Origin of the sequence: Virgibacillus salarius, assembly GCF_039521925.1 — a bacterium.
In the GTDB taxonomy this organism is placed as follows: domain Bacteria; phylum Bacillota; class Bacilli; order Bacillales; family Amphibacillaceae; genus Virgibacillus; species Virgibacillus salarius.
Map to the genome: position 1 here is coordinate 38,111 of NZ_BAAACY010000020.1, position 24,872 is coordinate 62,982.

A 24,872-nucleotide genomic window follows, 5' to 3' on the forward strand; every position below is an offset into this window, starting at 1 on the left:
ACAGTGACGGAGGCGGAGACAAAACACAGCTACTTTACAAAATACGAATAATCTTTTTTATCAATAGGAGTATTATCGGAATCACGTGAGCTTGCCAGCTGATGATTACTTATCATAGGACGATTCGTGAAGTTCTTCGTTTCTGGGCGTTGGATCTGGACGCAGCTCAACACGCACCTATTTATCCACAGAATCAAATTTTATAATTCCCTAGGCTTTAAAAACGAACGATAATTAATTTCAAGTAATTATCGTTCGTTTTTCTGCTGTTTCTACATTATTTTGTCTAAGCCTCTTTAATATTATTTATCCCGCATATAACTGGCAGTAAGATCCCACTTCAAGCAATAAAGAGAACTTATTATTGGGGGGTGGGGATCAACTGCCAGTAAATATCCGATTGGTTCTAGGGCCTTTAGGTTATACCTTTGTGGTACTACCAATTCGTGGGATAAACAAACTCCCCACGGATTGAAGTTTCACTTTATGAAAATGTTATATTTATTAGTAGGGAAAGGACAAACACTATCTATTTTCATGATTGCCTCTCTCTCGTACTGGGAAATAAGTTGTTGGAAGGGTTATTAAAATGATACTAATGATAAATGGAGCATTTGGAGTTGGAAAAACGTGTGTAGCAAATGAACTAATTAAGATAATGGACAATAGTATGATTTTTGATCCCGAAGAAGTCGGGTTTATGCTGCGGAATATTCTTCGGCAAAACATCAAGCAAGTTGAATCTACAACGGGGGATTTTCAAGAATTTCATTTGTGGAAGGTGTTAACAGTTGAAACTGCTAAGCTACTCGTTGCTACTTATCAGAAAACGCTTGTTGTACCAATGACAATAAGAGAGCCTGAATATTTTCGATATATCTTTAACGGATTTAAAATGATTGACGAGCAGACTATACATTTTTGTTTAACAGCTAAAGAAGAAACAATTTTTAATCGGTTAAGAAAAAGAGGAGAGGCTGAAGGTAACTGGTGTTTTCGGCAAACGAAAAAGTGTATAGAGTCTTTTCAGGAGAATGATTTTTCAATTTATATAGATACAGAGCATACTGCAATAGATAAGGTTGCACAAGTAATAAAAAAACAGATAGATCATTCGACTTTATTAGATGAAAATGGATTGTAATGATAAATGTAATTCCGTTTTTTACCAATTATTTATCCCGTATATAACTGGCAGTAAGATCCCACTTCAAGCAATAAAGAGAACTTATTATTGGGGAGTGGGGATCAACTGCCAGTAAATATCCGATTGGTTCTAGGGCCTTTAGGTTATACCTTTGTGGTACTACCAATTCGTGGGATAAACAAACTCCCCACGGATTGAAGTTTCACTTTATCCCATTGTATACGGTATGATAGATGAGTAAAAGGATGGGGGAATAATGATGATAAAGCACTTACAAGATAGAGTAACGTTAAATAATGGTGTGGAAATGCCTGGGTTTGGATTAGGTGTATATAAAGTGCAAGATGGACGAACGGTTAAAGAAGCTGTTAAGATTGCAATAAAACATGGTTATAGAAGTATAGACACAGCTTCGTTTTATGACAATGAGACTGGTGTTGGTGAAGCAATTAGAGAATCTGGAGTAGCTCGTAATGAACTATTTATTACGACAAAGGTTTGGAATGACCAACAAGGTTATGAGCGTACAATGCAGGCTTTTGAAGATAGTATGGAAAAATTAGGATTGGAATACCTTGATCTGTATCTCATTCATTGGCCAGTGAAAGGATTATATAAAGAAACATGGAGGGCAATGGAAAAGCTCTACAAAGATGGTAGGGTTCGTGCAATTGGTGTAAGTAATTTTCATCAGCATCATTTGGAAGATTTGATGAGAGGAAGTACCGTAAAGCCAGTAATTGATCAGGTGGAATATCATCCACACTTAACACAACAAGAATTACATCATTACTGTAAGAGCAAGAGTATTCAACTTGAAGCATGGTCACCATTAAAAAGAGGTGGACTAATAGAGGATGCGACATTGACAGAAATTGGTAAAAAATATGGAAAGAGTGCGGCTCAGATTATTTTACGGTGGGATCTTCAAAACGATGTTATAACTATCCCTAAATCTACAAAAGAAGAGCGAATTATTGAGAATGCGGCAATATTCGATTTTTCGTTAACGGAAGGTGAAATGAAGCAAATAAGTAGTTTAAATAAAAACGAACGAAGCGGCTCTAATCCTGATAGCTATGATGCATAATAATAGGAACAACCTCTTGATTCATCGTTTCAAGAGGTTTTTTAATTATTCCTAGATAGATTAAAGCTATCTCAATCCGATCTTGTTAGATCAATTAAAGAAATAGTCCGTTCCAACGCGCAGTACCATTTATTTATAATATCCAGAAAAGTCCTCCAACCACTATAAATAAAAGGAGCTTCATACATAAAAGATTTGCAACCAACTTAATCAACCATAAGCAATAGAATCTTATCTCCCCTATCTAGAATATGTCTGATCGAAAATAAATCCCCATGTACGCAAAAAGAAAAAAGAATCTGTTACTGATGTGCATCCGTCTGTTGTGATAATCACTCGCATACAGGTTTTTCGGATTTTCACAAAACGACTTGAATGACGACATTGAATCATCATAATTAAAAAAATTCATTGAACTATTTGATAATTAGTCATATAATAATTCGAAAGAAAGGTGGGGAATCCATTGGAAAAAGATTTACGCATTAAAAGCCACGTGTTTAGTGAGGGAGCAATGAAGGCTCCAAATCGTGCTATGCTAAGGGCTGTGGGATTATCAGATGAAGATTTTCAAAAGCCAATGATCGGTGTAGCCAGTACATGGAGTGAGGTCACCCCGTGTAACATACATATAGATGATCTGGCTGTACAGGCCAAGAAAGGAGCACGTGAAGCAGGCGGTGTTCCTTTAATTTTTAATACAATTACGGTTTCAGATGGAATCTCCATGGGGACACAAGGGATGAGATATTCATTGCCAAGTCGTGATTTGATTGGTGATTCAATAGAAACAGTAGTTGGCGCAGAGAATTTAGATGGATTGGTTGCTATTGGAGCTTGTGATAAGAACATTCCGGGTTGTATGATTGCCATAGCAAATGCAGGAGTACCAGCAGTTTTTGTGTATGGTGGAACCATTGCTCCCGGTTCTGTGAATGGTAAAGATATTGATATCGTTTCAGTATTTGAAGGTGTTGGCAGGCATAACAATGGTGATATTGATGATACGGAATTGCGTTCCATTGAATGTCATGCCTGCCCAGGAGCTGGTGCGTGTGGAGGGATGTATACAGCAAATACAATGGCTTCAGCAATGGAAGCTATTGGTATGAGCTTGCCCGGTAGTTCGTCTAATCCTGCCGAATCCGCCGAAAAAGCAAAAGACTGCAAAGAAGCTGGTAAAGCTGTCTATCATTTGCTTGAAAAAGAAATATTTCCAAAGGATATTATGACGAAAAAAGCATTTGAAAATGCTATAACGGTTGTGATGGCTTTGGGAGGTTCTACAAATGCGATATTACATCTATTAGCTATTGCACATGCTATCGAAGTAGATTTAACAATTGATGATTTTAATCGTATTCAAGAAAAAACTCCTCATTTGGCAGATCTAAAGCCTAGTGGTAAATATGTTATGCAGGATCTTCATCGGGTAGGAGGTGTACAGGCTGTGATGAAGCTACTTTATGAAGCTGGTTATCTCCATGGAGACTGCTTAACAGTAACTGGAAAAACGATTGCTGAGAATTTAGCTGACACACCTTCATTAACAGAAGGGCAGGATGTTATTATGCCTATTAATAAGCCAAAACGTGAAGATGGTCCATTAATTGTATTAAAAGGTAATCTAGCTCCACGCGGTGGTGTTGCGAAGGTATCTGGTGTGAAAGTAAAGCGGCATAGTGGTCCTGCAAGAGTATTTAATACTGAAAAAGAAGCAACAGCAGCGGTAATGAGTAATCAAATTAATGAAGGGGATGTACTTGTTATTCGTTACGTTGGTCCAAAGGGTGGCCCCGGCATGCCAGAAATGCTATCAATCTCTGCAATTTTAGTAGGAAAAGGTTTGGGCGAAAAGGTAGCTTTACTAACAGATGGGAGATTTTCTGGAGGAACACATGGGCTAGTGGTAGGACATATCGCACCAGAAGCGCAAGATGGGGGGCCAATTGCCTTCTTAGCAGAGGGCGATATGGTAACAATAGATTCTGAGAAAAAGGAGATTTCATTTAAGGTTACAGAGAGCGAATTGGAGGCAAGAAAGAAAGAGTGGTTAGCACCCCCATTGTATAAAAAGGGTGTGTTAGGTAAATATGCACATAATGTCTCTTGCTCCTCGCTTGGTGCCGTAACGGACTATTTAACGGAGTAGCAAGACATGAAGCATAAAGTGGATAGGACTTAGCGTAAACACTTGCCTGTATAGACAAACAATAGATTTTTTGAAATCTAACAAAGTTTACAGCAGAAAGAGGCTTCGACAAACGTAATTAAGAGGCAAAAAGCGAACAATGATAGGAACAATTATTGTTCGTTCCCCCCTCTTCATTTTAACTAAAAATTCTGTCATAACCCAGCGTATCGAGATGCTCTTTAGTTTTCTACAAGCTTTTTGATCTATCAGCCTGAATACGATATTACACACTTTCCTCGAGACTTCCTCATGGAAAACACTTCTACAAATATGAATCATTCGATGTTCTGTAAAAATGTGAATAACCAATCAATATATTAGTTAATATAGATTTGGAAAAAGAGCAATTTAAGGCAAATTAATACATTCTGATATATTAATTTAGATTTATGAAAATAAAAAGTTAATTTTTAGGCATATTATGCAATATATTAGAATGTAATCATTTTGTAACATTTCAGAGAAAACAGAAGTGAAAGGTTTGTAAGCGTATACAAGAAAATTCACTAATCAAAAATATCAAAAAACTTTAAAATATCTGTTGACTCTTTGTTTAAAACGGTATATTATTAACGGCAATATTAACTTATAAAAAATTCAAACCTAACAAACACGATAAATAAAGGGTCAGCCAAAAATAAAATATTGTTAACACTATGACGGGAAAAAAGGAATATAACCTGTGTATTCACAGAGATCCAGGGTTGCTGCGAGCCTGGAAGTACACTATATTCTGACATCATCTCTGAGTGCCGGACTGAACGGGGTTACTTAATAGGCCGGCCAGGTGCAATATCTGTACCTGTTATCTAAGGGGGCCAATATATTGGTCCCCATGAGTTGGTATTCGCAAGAGTACTAAGAATCTGGGTGGTACCGTGAAAAGAAGACGCTTTTCTCCCCATATAATCTGTAAACATGTATGCAGTTATGGGGATTCAAGGCGTCTTTTTTTTATCCCGCATATAATTGGCAATAAGCCCCCAATTCAAGCAATAAAGTGAAGACAATATGGATAAGAGGGGGAATAACTGCCAGTAAATATCCGATTGGTTCAAGGGCCTTCAGGTCATACCCTTGTGTACTAACAATCAGTGGATGATAAACAAACCCCCTACTGATTGAAGTTTCACTTTATTAGATTTGTTTAAGTAGGTTAAAAGGCAATAAGAATACCTTGGCCAGTATGGATGGGCAGGATTTCTTTATAAATTAGTTATTAAAAGGAGGCATGCAGCAGTGAAAGTTCAGGCAAAGCATGATGTGGGAAGTACAAAAAAAACATTAACGGGTGCTGATGTGTTAATTCATGCATTAGTCGATGCTGGAGTAGATACGATTTTTGGTTATCCTGGTGGAGCTGTGTTACCTATCTACGATGCTATCTATCGGAGCGAAGCAAGTTTCGAACATGTACTTTCCCGGCATGAGCAAGGATCGATTCATGCAGCCGAAGGGTATGCACGAGTTACGGGTAAGCCAGGGGTAGTAATAGCTACATCGGGACCAGGCGCAACGAATTTAATAACTGGAATTACGGATGCAATGATGGATTCTTTGCCAATTGTTATTTTCACTGGTCAAGTGGCAAGTAATGTTATTGGTACAGATGCATTTCAAGAAGCAGACGTAATGGGAATTACTACTCCTATTACGAAGTACAATTATCAAGTTAAAGAACTATCAGAGCTGCCAAAGGTTGTGAAGGAAGCATTTCATATAGCATCTACAGGTAGGCCTGGCCCTGTTGTTGTCGACATACCAAAAGATGTTTCGGCAGAGCTTTCATCGGCTGTACATGAGGCAACATTTGAACTACCAGGTTACCAACCAAATAAAACGCCAAATCCATTGCAGATTATTAAACTTGCCGATGCATTGAGTCGTGCTAAGCGGCCACTTGTTTTAGCCGGTGCTGGTATCCTCTTTGCTGAAGCTACAGAGGAATTAAAGGAATTAGTGGAAAGGTATCAGCTTCCAGTTATTAATACGTTACTTGGGCTAGGAGGGTTTCCAGGTTCACATGAACTGTTCTTAGGAATGGGTGGGATGCATGGGACCTATGCAGCAAATATGGGAATGTACGAATGTGACTTATTAATAAATATTGGTGCTCGGTTCGATGACCGCTTAACAGGAAACTTAGAGCACTTTGCTCCAAAAGCTAGAATAGCTCATATTGATATCGATCCAGCCGAAATTGGGAAGAATGTGCAGACAGAAATACCGGTGGTAGCTGATGCAAAAGAAGCGTTGCAGGCATTGTTGCTTCGTTCAATTACTTTTCCTGATCATCAAGATTGGAAAGTAAAACTAACACGTTATAAACAGGACTATCCGCTTTGGTATGAGCGGTCGGATAAAGAAATATCACCACAATGGCTGCTAGAAACGGTTCATCGTTTAACTCAAGGAGAAGCCATCGTAACCACAGATGTAGGGCAGCATCAAATGTGGGCGGCTCAATATTATTCGTTTGAAAAACCGAATCGTTGGGTAACATCTGGAGGACTTGGCACGATGGGATTCGGGTTCCCTGCCGCGATTGGTGCACAGCTGGGGGAACCAAATCAATTAGTGGTTTCTATTGTAGGTGATGGTGGCTTTCAAATGACTGCTCAGGAATTAGCAGTTGTAAAAGAGCGGAAATTACCAATCAAAATAATAATTGTAAATAATCAAGCACTAGGAATGGTAAGACAATGGCAAGAAAGCTTTTATGAGGAAAGGTATTCTGAATCATTGTTTATGGAGAATCCCGATTTTATAAAGCTTGCTGAGAGTTATGGAATTCATGGGATGAGTGTTGATAAAGAAACAGAAGTCATAGACGTATTAAAAAAGGCTTTCTCTTTTAATGGCCCAGTACTAGTAGATTGTCGAGTAGTGCAGCAGGAGTGTGTATATCCTATGATCGCACCAGGAAAAGGAATTCATGAAATGATTGGGGTGAGCAAATGAGGCGTATTATCATTGCAACAGTACAAAATCGAGGTGGCGTACTGAATCGAATAACAGGTATGCTTCATAAGCGACAATTCAATATCGAAAGTATTTCTGTAGGCAGCTCAGAAACAGAAGGAATTTCAAAAATGACCTTTGTTGTTGACGTAAAAGACCATCAAAAGCTTGAACAGCTAACGAAACAATTGAATAAACAAATCGATGTATTAAAAGTTTCCGATATAACGGAGAGGGCCATCGTTGCTAGAGAATTAGCCCTGATAAAGGTTGGTGGAAGTGGTCAACTCCGCGCGGAGGTCCAAGGTATTATTACACCATTCCGTGCTTCCGTCATTGACGTAAGTAAAGATAGTCTAACAATTCAAGTTACCGGAAGACCGGATAAGGTAGAAGCATTAATCGCACTGCTTCGACCATATGGAATTAAGGAACTAACAAAAACTGGTGTAACTGCCTTCTTAAGAGGGCAACAGCCCTCGCAAGTTGCTGAAATAAATTCATTTACTATTTAATTTGAGGAGGAAATGAAAATGTCAAAAGTGCTTTATGAAAAAGATGTAAAAACAGAGGTTTTGAAGGAGAAAAAAATTGCCATAATTGGGTATGGGTCACAAGGTCATGCTCACGCTCTTAATCTACGAGAGAGTGGATATGAAGTAGTCGTTGGCTTGCGTCCTGGGAACTCACAGGTTAAGGCTGAAAAAGATGGGTTTACTGTACTTTCTGTTGCAGAAGCTGTTAAACAATCTGATGTTGTCATGATTTTACTTCCTGATGAGTTGCAAACCGCTGTATATAAAGAAAGCATAGAAGAAAACTTAGAGGCTGGTAATGCAATAGCATTCGCGCATGGTTTTAATATTCATTTTAATCAAATCGTTCCTCCGTCTAATGTGGATGTATTTCTAGTAGCACCAAAGGGTCCAGGGCATTTGGTACGTCGTACGTATGAGGAAGGAGCAGGAGTACCTGCATTATACGGTGTTTTTCAAGATGTATCAGGGGAAGCCACTGAATTAGCACTTGCTTATGCACAGGGGATTGGAGCAGCGAGAGCAGGGATTTTGGAAACATCGTTCCAAGAAGAAACAGAAACAGATCTTTTCGGTGAGCAGGCTGTGTTATGTGGTGGACTGACAAGTCTTGTAAAAGCAGGGTTTGAAACATTAACGGAAGCTGGTTATCAGCCAGAAGTAGCTTATTTTGAATGCTTACATGAAATGAAGCTTATCGTTGATCTTCTTTATGAAGGTGGATTAGAAAATATGCGTTATTCTATTTCAGATACTGCACAATGGGGTGACTTCGTTTCTGGACCAAGAATTATTAATGATGAGACAAAGCAACGTATGAAAGAAATTTTATCAGAAGTACAATCTGGAGCGTTTGCCAAAGGCTGGATCTCGGAGAATCAAGCAAATCGTCCACAATTTACAGCAATAAACGCTAAAGAAAATCAGCATCCAATAGAAAAAGTAGGGAAGGAGTTACGAGAGTTAATGCCTTTTGTTAAACAGCCATTGCAAACCGACCAAAAGAAACAAAAGGATGTGAAGGTTCATGTCACAAATTAAAATTTTCGATACGACATTGAGAGATGGAGAACAATCACCGGGTGTCAATCTAAATCAACTTGAAAAGCTGGAAATTGCAAAGCAGTTAGAACGATTTGGTGTAGATCGAATGGAGGCTGGTTTTCCCGCCTCTTCCAAAGGAGATTTTCAAGCTGTTAAGGCAATTGCCGATACCATCAAGCATACGTCCGTAACAGGCTTAGCTAGAACTGTGCAGTCGGATATTGATATCGCTTGGGAGGCATTAAAAGGTGCGGATGAACCATGTCTGCATATCTTTCTTGCTACTTCACCAATTCATATGACATACAAATTAAAGAAAACGCCAGATGATGTAATTGAAACAGCGGTAAATATGGTCTCCTATGCAAGGAAGAAGTTTCCACAAGTAGAATGGTCAGCTGAGGATGCATCCCGATCAGATTGGAGCTTTTTGGCTCAGATAATCGAAAGGGTGATTGATGCGGGAGCAACCGTAATTAACTTACCAGATACAGTTGGTTATACGACACCGAAAGAATATGGCAGCATGTTTCAATTTATCCGTTCTTCTGTGCCTAATATCGATCGAGTAACATTATCCTGTCACTGTCATAATGACCTCGGTATGGCAGTTGCTAACTCAATTGCTGCTGTCGAAAATGGTGCAACACAGGTGGAAGGCACGATTAATGGGATCGGTGAGCGAGCAGGAAATGCGTCTCTGGAAGAAATTGCTGTAGCATTGAAGATTCGCTCAGACTATTATCCGTATGCTACGAATCTAAATTTACAAGAGATTAAGCGTACTAGTGATATGGTTGCTAAGCTAACGGGAATGTATATTCAAGCGAATAAAGCGGTTGTAGGAAGGAATGCGTTCGCACATGAATCAGGTATTCATCAAGATGGTGTTTTAAAACACGCATCCACCTATGAAATTATTACACCTGAGCTCGTAGGTGTTAATGCTAACACGCTATTTTTAGGGAAACATTCTGGTCGCCATGCTTTTAAGGATAAAATCAAAGAGCTTGGAATAAATGTATCTGAAGAAAATATTAAAAAGGCGTTTGATTTATTTAAACAGCTTACTGATCACAAAAAAGAAGTCACGGATGATGATATTTTTACCATTGTCACAGAAGTGCAAACAGACACAGCATCAGTCGATAAATACCAGCTAAAATTATTTCAATTACAATATGGCTCCAATAATATCCCAACAGCTGCTGTTGAGTTAATAACCCCTACAGGCAAAACGGTTAAAACAGCATGTACTGGTCAGGGGAGTGTGGAAGCTTTATATAAAACATTAGACACGTTAACAGAAGAAAATACGAGATTAATTGATTATCAACTAAATTCTGTAGGTGGAGGAAAGGATGCATTAGCAGAATCACGGGTACAGTTACTTGTGAATGGAGAAACGGTTAACGGCAGAGGTTCTGCACAGGATGTAATGGAAGCATCGGTGCAAGCATACTTGAATGCGGTCAATCGATTTATCATCCAGCATCAAAATTCCAATAAAGCAGAGGTAGTAAAATAAATTTTTAAACAGGAAGGAGGCGTAATGATGAAGAGACATATTGTTATGTTACCTGGTGATGGAATTGGTAAAGAAATAATGGGATCTGCAAAAATCGTCTTGCAAACCATTGCAACAGAGTTCGGTCATCAGTTTACTTTTGCAGAGCATGCCATTGGCGGTAGTGCAATTGACCAATTTCAGACACCATTACCAGACACAACGGTAAAAGCTTGTGAGGAAGCGGATGCCATTTTATTAGGAGCTGTTGGTGGTGAAAAGTGGGATTCATTACCTGGAGATCAACGACCTGAAAAAGGACTATTAGGAATACGTAAAGCACTAGGCTTATTTGCCAATCTAAGACCTATAAAGGGGTTTTTACCATTACTTCATGCTTCTCCATTAAAGGAGGAGGTAATAAAGGGTAGTGATATTCTAATCATTCGAGAATTAACGGGTGGACTTTATTTTGGTGAGCCAAAGGGACGAATCGAAAAAGGGAATGCTGTGGTAGATACGTTATATTATCACCGAACTGAGATGGAACGGATTATTGATAAAGCTTTTCAAAGTGCACAGCATAGGAACAAAAAATTGACATCTGTCGATAAAGCCAATGTTCTAGAGTCAAGTCGTTTTTGGCGAGAAATCGTTGAAGCAAAACGTAAAGAATATCCAGATGTCGCGGTTGAGCATTTATTAGTTGATGCAGCAGCAATGAAATTAATCACCCAACCGAATCAATTTGATGTGATAGTCACAGAAAACCTATTTGGTGATATTCTTAGTGACGAAGCTTCTGTGCTAACTGGTTCTTTAGGGATGCTACCATCAGCGAGTATTCGTACGGATGGTATTGGACTTTATGAGCCAGTTCATGGATCAGCGCCAGACATTGCTGGTAAAGGAATTGCCAACCCATTAGGAATGATTTTATCTGCGGCCCTTATGCTACGCCATTCGTTTGACATGCACGAAGAGCCAGATGAAATTGAAAGAGCTGTACAGACTAGTCTAGATCAAGGGTATTATACAGCTGATTTGGCCATTGAGGATGGGATAGTAGTTAGCACAAAGGAAATGACTGATATCGTGATTGGAAACCTGTCTACGAATAGTGTTTCTAATTGTATTTGTAATTCCTATGCCTGAGATGGAGGTGTAAAATGATGGGCCGGTCAAAAACAATTATTGAAAAAATTTGGGAAAAACATGTGGTTTATCAAGAGCAAGAAAAACCAGATCTTCTTTATATCGACTTGCATTTAATTCATGAAGTGACTTCTCCACAGGCTTTTGAAGGTCTGCGGATAAACAAACGAAAGGTACGAAGACCTGACTTGACTTTTGCAACGATGGATCATAATGTACCGACGAGAAATCGAGATGTAATAAAAGATGAGATATCCCGTAAACAGATGGAAACATTAAAGGAAAATTGTCAGGAAAATAATATTCCATTAGCAGATATGTTTCATCCAGATCAAGGTATAGTCCATGTTATTGGACCTGAACTAGGTCTAACGCAGCCTGGTAAAACCATTGTCTGTGGTGATAGTCATACTTCTACACACGGTGCTTTTGGGGCGTTAGCTTTTGGAATTGGAACAAGTGAAGTAGAGCATGTTTTAGCAACACAAACGATTTGGCAAGAACGTCCAAAAACGTTAAATGTGCATGTAGAAGGTGATCTTGGTGCAGGAGTAACAGCAAAGGATTTAATTCTTGCAATTATTGCGAAATTTGGTGTTCGTTTTGGTACTGGATACGTGATGGAGTATACAGGCGAAGCAATTCGTAACCTTTCTATGGAAGGAAGAATGACAGTATGTAATATGTCAATTGAAGCAGGTGCAAGGGCTGGCTTGATCAGTCCTGATGAAACTACAGTTGAATTTTTACGAGGAAGGGTTCATGTACCAAAGGATGAAGCCTTCACAACTATAGCTCAGGACTGGTTAGCTTTAGCAACAGATGATGGAGCGGTTTATGACAAGACAGTAACAATCCGCGGTGACGAAGTGGAGCCGCAGGTAACTTGGGGAACGAATCCAGGAATGTGTGTACCGGTTAGTGGAACAACTCCAAATTTGAATGACGTGGAATATAAGCAAGATGTTGAACGTGCCCTACATTACATGGGATTAAACGAAAATCAACCAATTTCCTCTATTCATATTGATCATGTATTTATCGGTTCTTGTACAAATTCGCGCTTAAGTGATTTGCGAAGGGCTGCGGAAATTGTTAAAGGAAAACATATTCACGCTAATGTTAGAGCTATTGTTGTGCCAGGTTCATTTAGCATAAAGAGGCAGGCAGAACAGGAAGGATTAGATAAAATCTTTCAGGATGCTGGATTTGAATGGCGAGAAGCTGGATGTAGCATGTGCCTTGCGATGAATGATGATATCGTTCCTCCGGAGGGGAGATGTGCCTCTACATCAAATCGTAATTTTGAAGGAAGACAGGGAAATGGTGCACGTACACATCTTGTAAGTCCAGAAATGGCAGCGGCAGCAGCTATTGAAGGACATTTTGTAGACGTTCGCAATTATGCAGGTGTGGCGTTGTAAGGAGGGAAAAAGTTGAAAGCGATCAAAAACCATACAGGACTTGTGTATCCATTGAATCGAACAAATATTGATACTGATCAAATTATTCCAAAGCAGTTTTTAAAACGAATTGAGCGCACAGGATTCGGTCAGTTTTTATTCTATCATTGGCGATTTGATGACGAAGGAAATAAACGCCAAGACTTTAGTCTTAATAAGGAGCGTTATCAACATGCATCGATTTTAGTGGCAGGAGAAAATTTTGGTTGTGGATCTTCTAGAGAGCACGCTCCATGGGCATTGCTAGACTATGGTTTTCGAGTAATTATCGCTCCAAGCTTTGCAGATATATTTTATAATAATGCTTTAAAGAACGGAATTATCTTAATTAAGATAGAAGAAGAGCAGGTAAAGCAATGGCTTGAAGAAGCAGACATTGGGAATCTATCGTTATCAATAGATTTGGAAGATCAAAAAATATTTGAGGGAAATAAGGAATATCATTTCCAGATACCCGCATATCATAAGGAGAAACTATTAAATGGTTGGGATGATATCGCCTTAACGCTTCTGCATGAAGAAAAGATTGAAATCTATGAGAATAGCAATAATTGATCATACAACGAGCAAACATACAAGGAGAGTGAAGGAATTGGGAATTGCTTAACAGGTGAAAAGGTTCACACCGCCATGCAGCGACTGACTCCAATCGTGCATCGGACACCACTATTAACTTCGCAAACAACAAATAATTTCGTTGGTAAACATGTCTATTTCAAGATGGAGAATCAACAGAAAACGGGCGCCTTTAAGTTTAGAGGAGCTACGTTTAAGTTGATGCAACTGACAAAGGAACAATTAAAAAGAGGAGTTATTACTGCGTCAGCAGGGAATCACGCGCAAGGCGTTGCGTATGCAGCGGCTAAACTTGGAACGAAGGCTACCATTTACATGGCGGAGAAAACACCTTTAGCCAAAGTTAATGCAACACGCAACTATGGTGCTCAAGTGGTTCTAACGGGAGAAACCTTTCAGGAGGCATATGAAGCTTCATTAAAAAAACAAATGCAGACTGGGTCGGTTTATATTCATCCTTTTGATGATTATGATGTAATGGCAGGTCAAGGAACTATCGCCATGGAAATGCTCAGGCAAGAAGATCGAATGGATACCATTCTTGTACCAGTCGGCGGTGGAGGCTTAATAAGTGGAATAGCAATCGCTGCTAAGTATGTGAATCGCAATATCAAAATTATTGGGGTGCAAGCTAGCGGGGCAGCTGCCATATATGATAGTTTTCATTCAGATCGAATACAAAATTTAAAATCGGTGGATACCATTGCAGAGGGAATTGCTGTGAAAAAGCCTGGTAAACGAACCTTGCCACTTATTAAGAAGTATGTTGATGATCTTGTGACTGTTTCGGACGAAGAAATTGCTGCAGCAATTGTCTATATGCTTGAGCGTAACAAGACGTTAATGGAAGGAGCGGGAGCAGCAACATTAGCAGCATTGTTTGCCCATAATAATCAAATCAAATCACGACACTGTGGGCTAATTGTTAGTGGTGGGAATATGGATATTGGTGCAATGGCCAACATTCAGCAGCTGGCCAATCGTTTACACCATCCGGTATTAGTAAATTCTTAATTATAAATCGTTGGGTGAGGTAGATATATTCTGGGATTTTTTCCTTGTTCGAAAAAAATCCGCGGCAAAAGTACGAGCTGAAGATCCCGCAGGAAAGCGAAGCATTTTGACTAAGCGATGAATGAACTATCTATCTCTAAAACAAAAACCCAAACTTTATCTAAATGATTTCAGATAAGGTTTGGGTTTTTTATCTTAGTCTAGGAAATGATAAAATTTGCCCATGTGAATAAATAGACGCGTGTTGAGCCGCGTCGTCCAGCACAAGCACCCAGAAACGAGGCGACTTCATAAATCGCTCTAATCTAAGTCATCATCGGCTCGCAAGCTCACCATGATTCCTTTATGTTCGTTGACTCGCTCCAGTCACACGTTTCAAATCGGGCGCTTGCACTTTTGTTCCTAAAGATTCTTTTGTCCTAGCCTCAAGCTTTTTCAGGGTTATACGAAAAATTGATGTAGTGGTTAAGCTCAATAAGTAAGTGTTTCTTTTGCTGTAATTTCTTTTATCCCACCTATAAATGGCAGTAAGACCTCCATTTCAAGCAGTAAAGTGAAACGAATGTTGGTAGTAGGAGGATAGCTGCCAGTATATGTTCGATTGGTTCAAAGGCCTTTAGGTCATCCTCTTGTGGTATTAACCATCCGTGGAGATAATCAAAACCCTCAACCGATTGAAGTTTCACTTTATCGTTACATGTTACATTTTATACGATGTCTTTTTTGATAGAAACATGTAATCCCTGTAATTTAAATAGAAGCTGGCCATCGAGACGTTTTGACAACCTGAAGATTTATCATGATTCCTTTATTGAAGGTATCGTTAAAGCTTTTGACCATAATACTTATCCAAAGAAAAGCCTCTACCTAAAATCTCCGATGCATTAATAAAGATGACAAAGGAATCCGGTTCGTCTCTTTGTAAAATTTTCTTTAAATGAAAGGCTTCTTGTTGTTCAGCTACACAAAGTATCATTGTTTTATCGCTATGTGAATACCCTCCAACTGAACGAACCTTTGTCAACCCACGATCAATTTCGTCACGGATTAGTGACTGAATATGTTGCTCTTTTTCCGTAATAATTAATATTAGTTTGGTAGCTGAAGTTTGTAGCTGCACAATATCGATCGTTTTGCTTGTAATGTAAATACACATGAGCGCAAATAGGGTTAATTCTAGGTTAAATACAATAATGGATGAGATAACAACAAAACCGTCAACAATGAGTTGTGAATAACCGCTTGATAGGCCTGTGAATTTCTTTACAATTTGAGCAATTGCTGCTGTACCCCCAGTAGAACCATTACCTTTATAAACAATGCCTAGACCTATTCCGAGAATAATTCCTCCATAGATAGCTCCTAGAATTGGGTTTGTTATCGTATACGGAATATTTGCACTTGCCCATATTATAAACGGTACCCAAAATGTTCCTACTAATGTCTTCCAACTGAAATCTTTTCCAAGTGTTAGCCAGCCGATAATAAAGATAGGGATATTTATTAGAAGCTGCGTATAAGCTGGGCTTAAGGAATACATTTCAAAGAGAATTGTGCTAATCCCAGAAATACCACCTGCAGCTAACTTTGAGGGTAGCAAAAATAAATTATAGGATAGAGCAACAAGTGTAGCTCCAAAAATAATTTGCGCATAAGATAATACGGTTTTATTTATGTGTTTTGTAATTCCTGACATAACAAAAGATCCTTTCCTGATAGCCTAGTAACGGATTTATTCTATCATGAAGGATCTATACTGTCGAACTTTGACATAGAAAATAGTCTGTTAAGTATTTATCACACCTTTAATTGGCGGTAATACCACCCAATTCAAGCAAGAAAGTGAAAGTACTATTGGTAAGTGGGAGATTAACTGCCAGTAAAGTCCAATTGGTTCAAAGGCCTTTAGGTCATACCCTTGTGGTACTAACCATCCGTGGGGATAAACAAAACCCCCAAACTTATTGAAGCTTTCACTTTATAGGAGTACTCTCACGTTGGAAATTTCTTTACATATTTAACAAAGTTTTAATTATTTTCAACCCTGGTAAAAGTGGATATACGCGTTTAAAACAAACGTGGCTTCTTACGGGAGTTTCGCCTATTGCTTTTCCAGCAGGGCGAGGAAGGCCGCTCTGCTAGACATGGCACGAAGAAAATGTCTAGATCATTTTTGAGAAGGCTTCCTGCTTCTCTACTGTTCTTTAGCGATTCCCAGTCTTTGACAGAATTAGGGTATACTTTTTCATCGCCTGTTCGTAAATCTAAACTCCTGCAAGCTCACGATAAAAAGCAGTGGAATAATAACTATTATTGCATAACCGCGGACCTTCTTGTCTGAATATGTTCGATGACATTATCTGTGAAATCAGCCGTTACTTTGGATAAAAATGGTCTTAAGCAAGAGTTAATCATTGAACCAGCAATGCCCTTAGCTGTTATAGAGAGTGAACCTGTCATTTTCGTTTGATTTTCTGCTAGTTTATGGGCTTGAAAATAGCCGCTTCCTTTGACATGGTTGTTCGTACTAGCTAAAGTGAATGCTATTTTATTCGGACTTTGCCATTCCGTGACGGATAATGATAATCGAACACTTTTTTCCATAAAGCCAATATCTCCTTTGCATATCCAAATCGATTGTTTAGCATTTATCATCGTATGTTGCTGATATCCTGGAACGAGACTAGCCCAATTATTGATATCGTTAACAAAGTCCCATATTTCTTCAATAGGAATATCTACCTTTCGTTCACAAATACTGCTTGGCAAAGCAACATTACCTCCCCATAAACCTAAAGTGATGATACACCCTTTCAAGTATATGCAATAACTCCTTAATTAGAATAAAAGCTTCCATTTTAGTGAATCCAAATATTCGTATTACAGATCACCTGATATTTTGCTTGCTATTTAACGACCAACGTTTCTTTCCTCTGTCTACGATAAGCGGATGGTGTTTGATTTGTAGCCCGTTTAAATGCTTGTGTGAAAAACGATTGAGAAGAGAAGCCGGTGAATTCAGCAATATTACCAATGTGATAGTCTGTTGTATCTAATAGTATTTTTGCTTCTCGTATTCGTACTTGATTTAGATATTCAATTGGTGATATTCCCATATCTTTTTTAAATGTATGTGCCAAATAATATTTATTGATATGCCCGATTTCTGCCAATGTATCAAGGGTGATTGGTTCTCTGTAATTCTGATTTATATAGTACATAATAAATGCGGCGGCTTTGTTGATATTTTTGGGTTCTGTTTTTTGAATTTCTAACATTTTGCCTCTTCGAAGCTTTACCATCAAGATTTCAATGATATTTTGGCAGATAACTTCATACTCTTCATTCCCTTGCTGCACTTCGTTCAGTAAACTATGCAGGTAGAAGAGAATATTCTCACGATCGCCCTGATAAGTATATAAGCCCATTTGCGAACTATTTTCTTTAACATGAGCAAAGGTTAGTCCTTCAATTCCTAGAGCAATATATTCAAGTGAGTCGTACAGATTGGATTTTTCGGTATGTTCAACATTTGGATTTATTATTACTAAATCATTTTCTTTAACTGGAATTTCATGATTGGAAAGCAGAAATGATCCTTTACCTTTAACGATATAAAATAATTCTGTAAAGTGATGGGTGTGCTTTGTACTATGCCAGCCTCGGTCGTATTCTGAATGTGTGATATAAAGTAATTTAAATGGCACATTTCTTGTAGCAAATTCCTTCACTTTATAAACTTCGTAGGACATTGCTCCACCCCTTACTATTATTTGAAATTTCTATTAATTATTAATTTTATAGGAGTAAAGCTTAAAAAGCAATATTTATAAAAAAGTCAACAAGATGTTGATTGTGTAAGCGTTTTAATATAGGTACGATAAAGATATATTATTATTAAATAAGGGGGTTTACGTATCGTGAAAAACAAGAAATCGATAATATTAATCTCTTTTCTATTTGTAGGACTTATCTTAGCGGCTTGCTCAGGAGGAGAGGATGTTAATTCAAAGGAATCAGAGGAGAGTGGAGGTGGCAAAGAAACAACCTTACATGTTGCTGCCTTAGAGTCAGCTTATGGAACTGAAATGTGGGACCAGATTGCTGAATCGTATGAGGCAGCTAATAAAAATATTAATATTGAATTAACAATTGAAAAGAATCTAGAGGAAGTAATTCGACCTAATATGCAGGCAGGTGAGTATCCAGACGTATTATTACTGGCTACCAATAGACCAGAGGCATTGACGGAAACATTAATTAAAGAAAATGGTCTAGAAAATATAAGCGATGTATTGAATATGAACATACCAACCGAAAAAGTGACAGTTAATAAAAAACTTTTAGATGGATTTACCGATACGCTTGCAACTAATCCATATGCTAATGGTGAGACCTATCTAGCTCCAATGTTCTATAGTCCAACTGGATTATTCTTTAATGCTGGACTATTTGAAGAAAAAGGCTGGAAAGTTCCTGAAACATGGGATGAAATGTGGGAGCTAGGTGAAAAAGCGAAAAAAGAAGGTATCTCTTTGTTTACGTATCCTACAACAGGGTATTTTGATACTTTAGTTGGCTCCATGCTTTATGCTGCAGGTGGTCCGGAGTTTTACAATGCTGCAATGACTTATGAGGACGGAATTTGGGAAACAGAAGAGGCATCTCAAGTATTACAAACGATAGAAAAATTAGCAGAGTATACGCATTCGGACACTGTTGCAAATGCAAATCCGAATGATTTCACAAAAAACCAGCAATTCATCCTAGATAACAAAGCATTATTTATGCCGAACGGTAATTGGGTTGTAGATGAAATGAAAGAAGCTCCACGTTCAAAAAATTTCCAATGGGGGATGACATCTATACCCGCATTTGAGAAAAGTGGTGATCGTTATGCATTCACATTCTTTGAACAAATTTGGATTCCAGCTGCAGCTAAACATAAGGATGAAGCGAAGGAATTTATAGCATATATGTATTCTGATGAAGCAGCATCTATCTTCCTTGATGCTGGTGCAGTACAACCAATTAATGGTATTACGAAAAAGCTAGAGGGACAGAAACAAACATTTTATAGCATTTATGAAGAGGAAGGAGCGCTTCCAGCAATGGGGACATTTGCTTCTACAGAACCTGTACCAGGAGCGAGCATGGGGGATACACTGTACGGAACAATTGACAGTGTAATGAGTGGTGAAACTTCTTTCGAAGAGTGGCAAGCCGAAATGGAAGAAGTAAGTGATAAGCTAAGACCGGCTATGAACTAATCCAAAGCTATATAGGGGGTTCTGATCGCTTATTAGTTGATGATAATAGAACGGTAAGCTTGTTTGATTTCTTACCGTTTTTATTAGATGAATCCATCATGAGAAATGGATGTAAGAAATAGTTTACCCCGCATGTAACTGGCAGTAAGATCCCACTTCAAGTAATAAAGCGAAACCAATATTGGTGAGGGGAGGATCAACTGCCAGTAAATGTCCGATTGGTTCAAGGGCCTTTAGGTTATACCCTTATGTTATTAACAATCAGTGAGGGATAGACAAAATCCCATTAATTGAAGTTTCCCTTTATTATTTTTTAGATGTTTAGCCTGAATGAATTTCACTTTGTTGGGACCAAAAAGAGGTGAACATTTTTGAGTAAAACGAAATCACGAAATATATTTATCGGAGTATGTGTAATACCAGCTCTCATTTTGATGGTTATTTTTATGTTTATACCAACATTTGAGGTTTTTCGGATGTCTTTGTATCGCTGGGGTGGATTTTCAAATACACAACAATTTGTCGGTTTGGATAATTTTAGACTTCTATGGAATGATATGAATTTCATTCGATCATTTCAGAATTCTATTCTCTTAATAGTTGTAGTAGCAATTCTTACATTTATTTTTGCAGTGTTTTTTGCAGCTATTCTAACAAAAGAGAAGGTCAGAGGAGGAAACTTTTTTCGAGTCATCTTTTATATTCCAAATATACTATCCATTGTAGTTATAGCTGGTATATTTTCAGCCATATATGATCCTTCCAATGGATTGTTAAATAGTGTTTTAGGAATGTTTCAATTAGATACATTTCAGCAAATGTGGCTAGGTGATCAGAAAATAGTTATCTATAGTCTTGCGGGTGCTCTAGTCTGGCAAGCCATTGGTTATTATATGGTTATGTATATGTCAAGTATGGCTAGTATACCAGCTAGCTTCTATGAGGCGGCGTCATTGGAGGGAGCAAGTAAATTAAAACAATTTACCAGCATTACATTACCATTGATATGGAATAATATTCGAACAACATTAACATTTTATATCATCAGCACGATTAATCTAAGCTTCTTGTTAGTTAAGGCATTGACAGGTGGAGGACCTGACGGATCAACAGAAGTATTCCTATCCTATATGTATGACCAAGCCTATGGTAATTCTACCTTTGGCTATGGAATGGCAATTGGTGTAGTAGTGTTTATTTTTTCTTTTACCTTAGCAGCGATTGTAAGTCACATCACGAAACGTGACGTCTTAGAGTATTAAGGGGGTGCTAATATCTCATGAAAGATTCAAAGGAACGGAGTACCGATGCTCTATATAAACTATTTATCTATGTAGCTTTAATTACCTTAGCGGTTTCAATTGTTATACCAGTTGCCTGGGTATTCCTTGCTGCTATTAAAGAAAACGTCGAGTTTTATGGAAGCCCATGGAGCTTACCACATGGTTTTCATTTTCAAAATTTTATAGAAGCATTTCAGGAAGCGCGAATGGGAGAATATCTGTTTAATTCAATAATGGTTACCGTATTAGCTTTATTCATTTTGCTAGTAATAGCCTTACCAGCGGCGTATGTCTTATCCAGGTTTAGTTTTAGAGGGAATAAATTATTAAACATGATTGTTAAAGCAGGGTTATTCATTAATGTCAGCTATATTACTGTGCCAATTTTCTTAATGCTCTTAGATTTGGATATGGGATTAAAGAGTTTAATAGATAATGGATTTTTATTAAACAATCGTGCTGTACTTGCACTCGTTTATGCCGCAACTGCTTTACCATTTACGATTTATCTTCTATCAAGCTATTTTCAGACATTGCCTTCTGATTTTGAAGAAGCCGCTAGTATTGATGGTGCAGGATATTATCGCACCATGTTTTCCATTATGTTGCCGATGGCAATGCCAAGTATTGTTATCGTCATTCTTTTTAATTTCTTGTTATTTTGGAATGAATATATTATGGCACTTACACTAATGCCAGGAGGGAATCAAACGCTGCCAGTTGGTTTGTTAAACTTAATGGCTGCTGAACGATCAGCTGTTAACTATGGTCCAATGTATGCGGGAATGGTAATTGTTATGTTACCGACATTAATTTTATATATTATCGTGCAAAAGCGCTTAACACAAGGAATGACTGTAGGAGGAGTGAAAGGGTAGGTGTCACAATTGAAAAAGTTAACCGGAAGAGTTACGCTACCGAGTCAACAGAATTTTTTGGAGGAAACAAAAGAATTAATGGATCGCTGGGGAGCAGATGCGCTTCGAGATAGTGATGGGACAAAATTAGATGAAGAAATCAAACAATTAGATGCGAAAATCTACACGACTTACTTTGTAGCACGTAGTCATAATGACTTTGCTAAACAGCATCCAGAGGAAATGCAACAGCTATATTTAATGTCACAATATAATACAGCAATAGACACTGAGCTGGAAGTGTCTTTCTTGACAGGATATTTTGAAGAGCAGATTCAACCAGATTATTTGCATGACCCTAAAAAGTGGTGGGAAGTAATCGATAGGACTACTGGTGAGGTTGTGCCAGCAAATCATTGGATAGTAAAAAAGGAGACAAATAGCTTACTTATATTTAAAGCCAAACCATGGCATGAATATACGGTTTCATTCTTAGCATTTATGAAATGGGATCCGACACAAATGTATAATCATATAACGAACGATTGGAGAGATAAGCCACATGAAATTCCATTCGATGTTCGGCAGCCTCATTCTAAACAATTTATGCGCAATTATTTAAAAACCTGGCTAGCAGAAAATCCAGCAACTGATGTTGTTCGCTTTACGACGTTTTTTTATCACTTTACCTTAGTATTTAACAATCTAGGTAAAGAAAAATTTGTTGACTGGTTCGGTTACGGTGCTAGTGTATCTGTAGCTGCTTTAGAAGCATTTGAAAAAGAAAAAGGATATCGTCTGCGACCAGAAGATATTGTCGATAAAGGCTATTATAATTCTACCTTTCGAATTCCCTCCAGAGCTTACTTAGATTATATGGATTTTATTCAACGATTTGTTGCTAAGGAAGTAAAAGAATTAGTTGAAATTGTACATGCAAGTGGTAAGGAGTCGATGATGTTTTTGGGAGATAATTGGATAGGGACAGAGCCTTACGGAGCCTATTTCAAAGAGACAGGTATGGATGCTGTAGTTGGAAGTGTTGGAGATGGGGCAACATTACGAATGATTTCTGATATCCCAGATGTGAAGTATACGGAAGGTCGTTTTCTACCTTACTTCTTTCCCGATACGTTTCATGATAAGAATAACCCAGTAATTGAAGCAAATAGCAATTGGCTGACAGCGAGAAGAGCTCTAATGCGTAAACCTTTGGACAGAATTGGCTATGGCGGATATCTAAGCTTGGCATATAAATTCCCCGATTTTGTAGCTTATGTAGAAAAGATTACAGACGAATTTCGTGAAATTTACGATACTATAAATGGCGTGAAGCCTTATACTGGATTAAAGGTGGCAATTTTAAATACATGGGGAAGGATTCGTACATGGCAGACCCATATGGTAGCACATGGAAAGTGGTATAAACAGGCCTATTCATATCAGGGGGTTTTAGAGGCTCTTAGTGGTTCAGCGGTAGACGTAGATTTTATTAGTTTTGACGATGTCATACAGCATGGTGTGCCTAAAGATGTTGATGTCCTTATTAATGCCGGAGATGCTGGTACAGCATTCTCTGGTGGAGAACGATGGAAAGAAGAGGACTTACTTTCTGTTATAAGAGAATGGGTTTATCATGGAGGAGGTTTTATCGGTATTGGAGAACCGACTGCTTATCATCGTGAAGGACGCTACTTTCAACTAGCAGATGTATTAGGTGTAGAAAAGGAATTAGGCTTTAGCTTATCGACAAATAAATATTTTACGGAAAAGAACGAATCACATTTTATTTCCCAGGATATACAGGCATTTGATTTCGGAGAAGGTATGAAAAATGTGTATGCCTTAAGGGAAGTTACGGATATTATTGAACATACGAATGAGGGGTTGCAACTCGCTAGTACAGCCTTCGGTAAAGGGCGTAGTGTGTACATTGCAGGTCTTCCCTATAGTCATGAGAATACAAGACTATTACTAAGGGCGATGTATTACGCAGCTCATAAGGAGATGGCTTTATACAAATGGCATACTTCCAATGTCCATTGTGAAATACATGTATACCCTGAAATTAAAAAGTTTGCCGTTGTCAATAATTCAAATGTACAGCAAGTTACAGATGTATATATAGAAAATGGTGAAAAATATCAAGTACGATTAGAAGCAAGTGAGATTAAATGGGAGGATTACACAAATGAAAGATAGAGTCTTTCGCATCTTAAAGGTAGTTTTCTTTCTCTTTTGTATGTATCTGATTCTTAATGGTCAGCGAACAGTAGGTCATTGGGAATTGTTTACGCAATTAATCGGGCTATCAGGTTTATTGTTGTTGCTTTGGAATTATAATCGTAAATTCACTTAAGCACGGCGTAAAAAGCGAGCAAAACCTTTAGGATATATTTCCTCAAGGTATTGTTTATAATCTAGGAAATTATAAAATTTGCCCATGTGATAAATAAGCGCGTGTTGAGCTTTGTCCAGCTCAAGCACCCAGAAACGAGGCGACTTCATGAATTGTCCTAATCTAAGTCATTATCGGCTCACAAGCCCACCATGATTCCTTTATCTCCGTTGATTCACTTCAGTCGCTACGTCTCTAATTGGGCGCTTGCGCTTTTGTTCTAAGTTAAGAAAGTATAAAATCAGTGCAATGACTGCGTTAAGCCAAGTAGTTATTTTGAAATGTTTGATGTGTATTGGCAATGCTTCGACTAATTACTTCGCTTTCCGTGGGCACGGCCTCAACTAACTTTGCAAAGAAGAACACGTTGCAAAGTG

The 24,872-nt window shown here is 38.2% G+C and carries 19 protein-coding genes; 16 read left to right on the forward strand and 3 right to left on the reverse strand.

The window, feature by feature from the left end; all coding sequences use genetic code 11:
• Positions 1-589: 589 nt before the first annotated feature.
• The 11 genes from ABDZ84_RS03795 (at position 590) to ilvA (ending at position 14,687) form a co-directional block, all read left to right on the forward strand.
• Complete coding sequence (locus ABDZ84_RS03795) at positions 590-1,144, forward strand: AAA family ATPase (RefSeq protein WP_281950091.1); 555 nt, start codon at positions 590-592, stop codon at positions 1,142-1,144.
• Between the two features lie 262 nt (positions 1,145-1,406).
• Positions 1,407-2,237 (forward strand): aldo/keto reductase, encoded by an 831-nt coding sequence (locus ABDZ84_RS03800; RefSeq protein WP_026679838.1) that lies wholly within the window; start codon positions 1,407-1,409, stop codon positions 2,235-2,237.
• A gap of 466 nt (positions 2,238-2,703) precedes the next feature.
• Positions 2,704-4,389: a dihydroxy-acid dehydratase gene (ilvD, locus tag ABDZ84_RS03805; RefSeq protein WP_026679839.1), complete on the forward strand. Its 1,686-nt coding sequence runs from the start codon at positions 2,704-2,706 to the stop codon at positions 4,387-4,389.
• Positions 4,390-5,670: 1,281 nt separating this feature from the next.
• Positions 5,671-7,392 (forward strand): acetolactate synthase large subunit, encoded by a 1,722-nt coding sequence (ilvB, locus tag ABDZ84_RS03810; RefSeq protein ID WP_026679840.1) that lies wholly within the window; start codon positions 5,671-5,673, stop codon positions 7,390-7,392.
• Positions 7,389-7,907, forward strand: coding sequence for an acetolactate synthase small subunit (gene ilvN / locus ABDZ84_RS03815; protein WP_026679841.1), 519 nt, complete (start codon positions 7,389-7,391; stop codon positions 7,905-7,907). The genes ilvB and ilvN overlap by 4 nt, the downstream gene beginning before the upstream one ends.
• A gap of 18 nt (positions 7,908-7,925) precedes the next feature.
• Entirely contained in the window at positions 7,926-8,969 is a 1,044-nt protein-coding gene (gene ilvC, locus ABDZ84_RS03820; RefSeq protein WP_026679842.1) for a ketol-acid reductoisomerase, read from the forward strand.
• Positions 8,956-10,500, forward strand: a complete 1,545-nt coding sequence (locus tag ABDZ84_RS03825) for a 2-isopropylmalate synthase (protein WP_026679843.1) — start codon at positions 8,956-8,958, stop codon at positions 10,498-10,500. The genes ilvC and ABDZ84_RS03825 overlap by 14 nt, the downstream gene beginning before the upstream one ends.
• A 27-nt stretch (positions 10,501-10,527) precedes the next feature.
• Complete coding sequence (gene leuB / locus ABDZ84_RS03830; RefSeq protein ID WP_026679844.1) at positions 10,528-11,634, forward strand: 3-isopropylmalate dehydrogenase; 1,107 nt, start codon at positions 10,528-10,530, stop codon at positions 11,632-11,634.
• Positions 11,635-11,651: 17 nt separating this feature from the next.
• Positions 11,652-13,058, forward strand: a complete 1,407-nt coding sequence (leuC, locus tag ABDZ84_RS03835) for a 3-isopropylmalate dehydratase large subunit (protein ID WP_343780183.1) — start codon at positions 11,652-11,654, stop codon at positions 13,056-13,058.
• Positions 13,059-13,070: 12 nt separating this feature from the next.
• Positions 13,071-13,652 carry a 3-isopropylmalate dehydratase small subunit gene (gene leuD, locus ABDZ84_RS03840; protein WP_026679846.1) on the forward strand — a complete coding sequence of 194 codons (582 nt, stop codon included), beginning with the start codon at positions 13,071-13,073 and terminating at the stop codon, positions 13,650-13,652.
• A 75-nt stretch (positions 13,653-13,727) separates the two neighbouring features.
• On the forward strand, positions 13,728-14,687 hold the full coding sequence (ilvA, locus tag ABDZ84_RS03845) for a threonine ammonia-lyase (protein WP_121605766.1): 960 nt from the start codon (positions 13,728-13,730) through the stop codon (positions 14,685-14,687).
• Positions 14,688-15,510: 823 nt separating this feature from the next.
• On the opposite strand, the gene ABDZ84_RS03850 is transcribed toward ilvA, so the two are convergent.
• The 3 genes from ABDZ84_RS03850 to ABDZ84_RS03860 all read right to left on the reverse strand — a co-directional run bounded on the left by ABDZ84_RS03850 (position 15,511) and on the right by ABDZ84_RS03860 (position 18,439).
• Positions 15,511-16,383, reverse strand: a complete 873-nt coding sequence (locus tag ABDZ84_RS03850) for a YitT family protein (protein WP_026679848.1) — start codon at positions 16,381-16,383, stop codon at positions 15,511-15,513.
• Between the two features lie 614 nt (positions 16,384-16,997).
• On the reverse strand, positions 16,998-17,456 hold the full coding sequence (locus ABDZ84_RS03855) for an SRPBCC family protein (protein ID WP_026679849.1): 459 nt from the start codon (positions 17,454-17,456) through the stop codon (positions 16,998-17,000).
• Between the two features lie 137 nt (positions 17,457-17,593).
• A complete protein-coding gene (locus tag ABDZ84_RS03860) occupies positions 17,594-18,439 on the reverse strand; it encodes an AraC family transcriptional regulator (protein WP_026679850.1) in 846 nt (281 codons plus the stop codon).
• Positions 18,440-18,607: 168 nt separating this feature from the next.
• Between ABDZ84_RS03860 and ABDZ84_RS03865 the strand changes: the two genes are divergently transcribed.
• The 5 genes from ABDZ84_RS03865 to ABDZ84_RS03885 all read left to right on the forward strand — a co-directional run bounded on the left by ABDZ84_RS03865 (position 18,608) and on the right by ABDZ84_RS03885 (position 24,456).
• On the forward strand, positions 18,608-19,957 hold the full coding sequence (locus ABDZ84_RS03865) for a carbohydrate ABC transporter substrate-binding protein (protein ID WP_026679851.1): 1,350 nt from the start codon (positions 18,608-18,610) through the stop codon (positions 19,955-19,957).
• Between the two features lie 371 nt (positions 19,958-20,328).
• On the forward strand, positions 20,329-21,219 hold the full coding sequence (locus ABDZ84_RS03870) for a carbohydrate ABC transporter permease (protein ID WP_026679852.1): 891 nt from the start codon (positions 20,329-20,331) through the stop codon (positions 21,217-21,219).
• 17 nt (positions 21,220-21,236) lie between these two features.
• Positions 21,237-22,118: a carbohydrate ABC transporter permease gene (locus tag ABDZ84_RS03875; protein ID WP_026679853.1), complete on the forward strand. Its 882-nt coding sequence runs from the start codon at positions 21,237-21,239 to the stop codon at positions 22,116-22,118.
• Positions 22,119-22,127: 9 nt separating this feature from the next.
• Complete coding sequence (gene gnpA, locus ABDZ84_RS03880) at positions 22,128-24,299, forward strand: 1,3-beta-galactosyl-N-acetylhexosamine phosphorylase (protein ID WP_166530237.1); 2,172 nt, start codon at positions 22,128-22,130, stop codon at positions 24,297-24,299.
• Positions 24,289-24,456 carry a DUF6903 family protein gene (locus tag ABDZ84_RS03885; protein ID WP_162986489.1) on the forward strand — a complete coding sequence of 56 codons (168 nt, stop codon included), beginning with the start codon at positions 24,289-24,291 and terminating at the stop codon, positions 24,454-24,456. The genes gnpA and ABDZ84_RS03885 overlap by 11 nt, the downstream gene beginning before the upstream one ends.
• Positions 24,457-24,872: the final 416 nt, after the last annotated feature.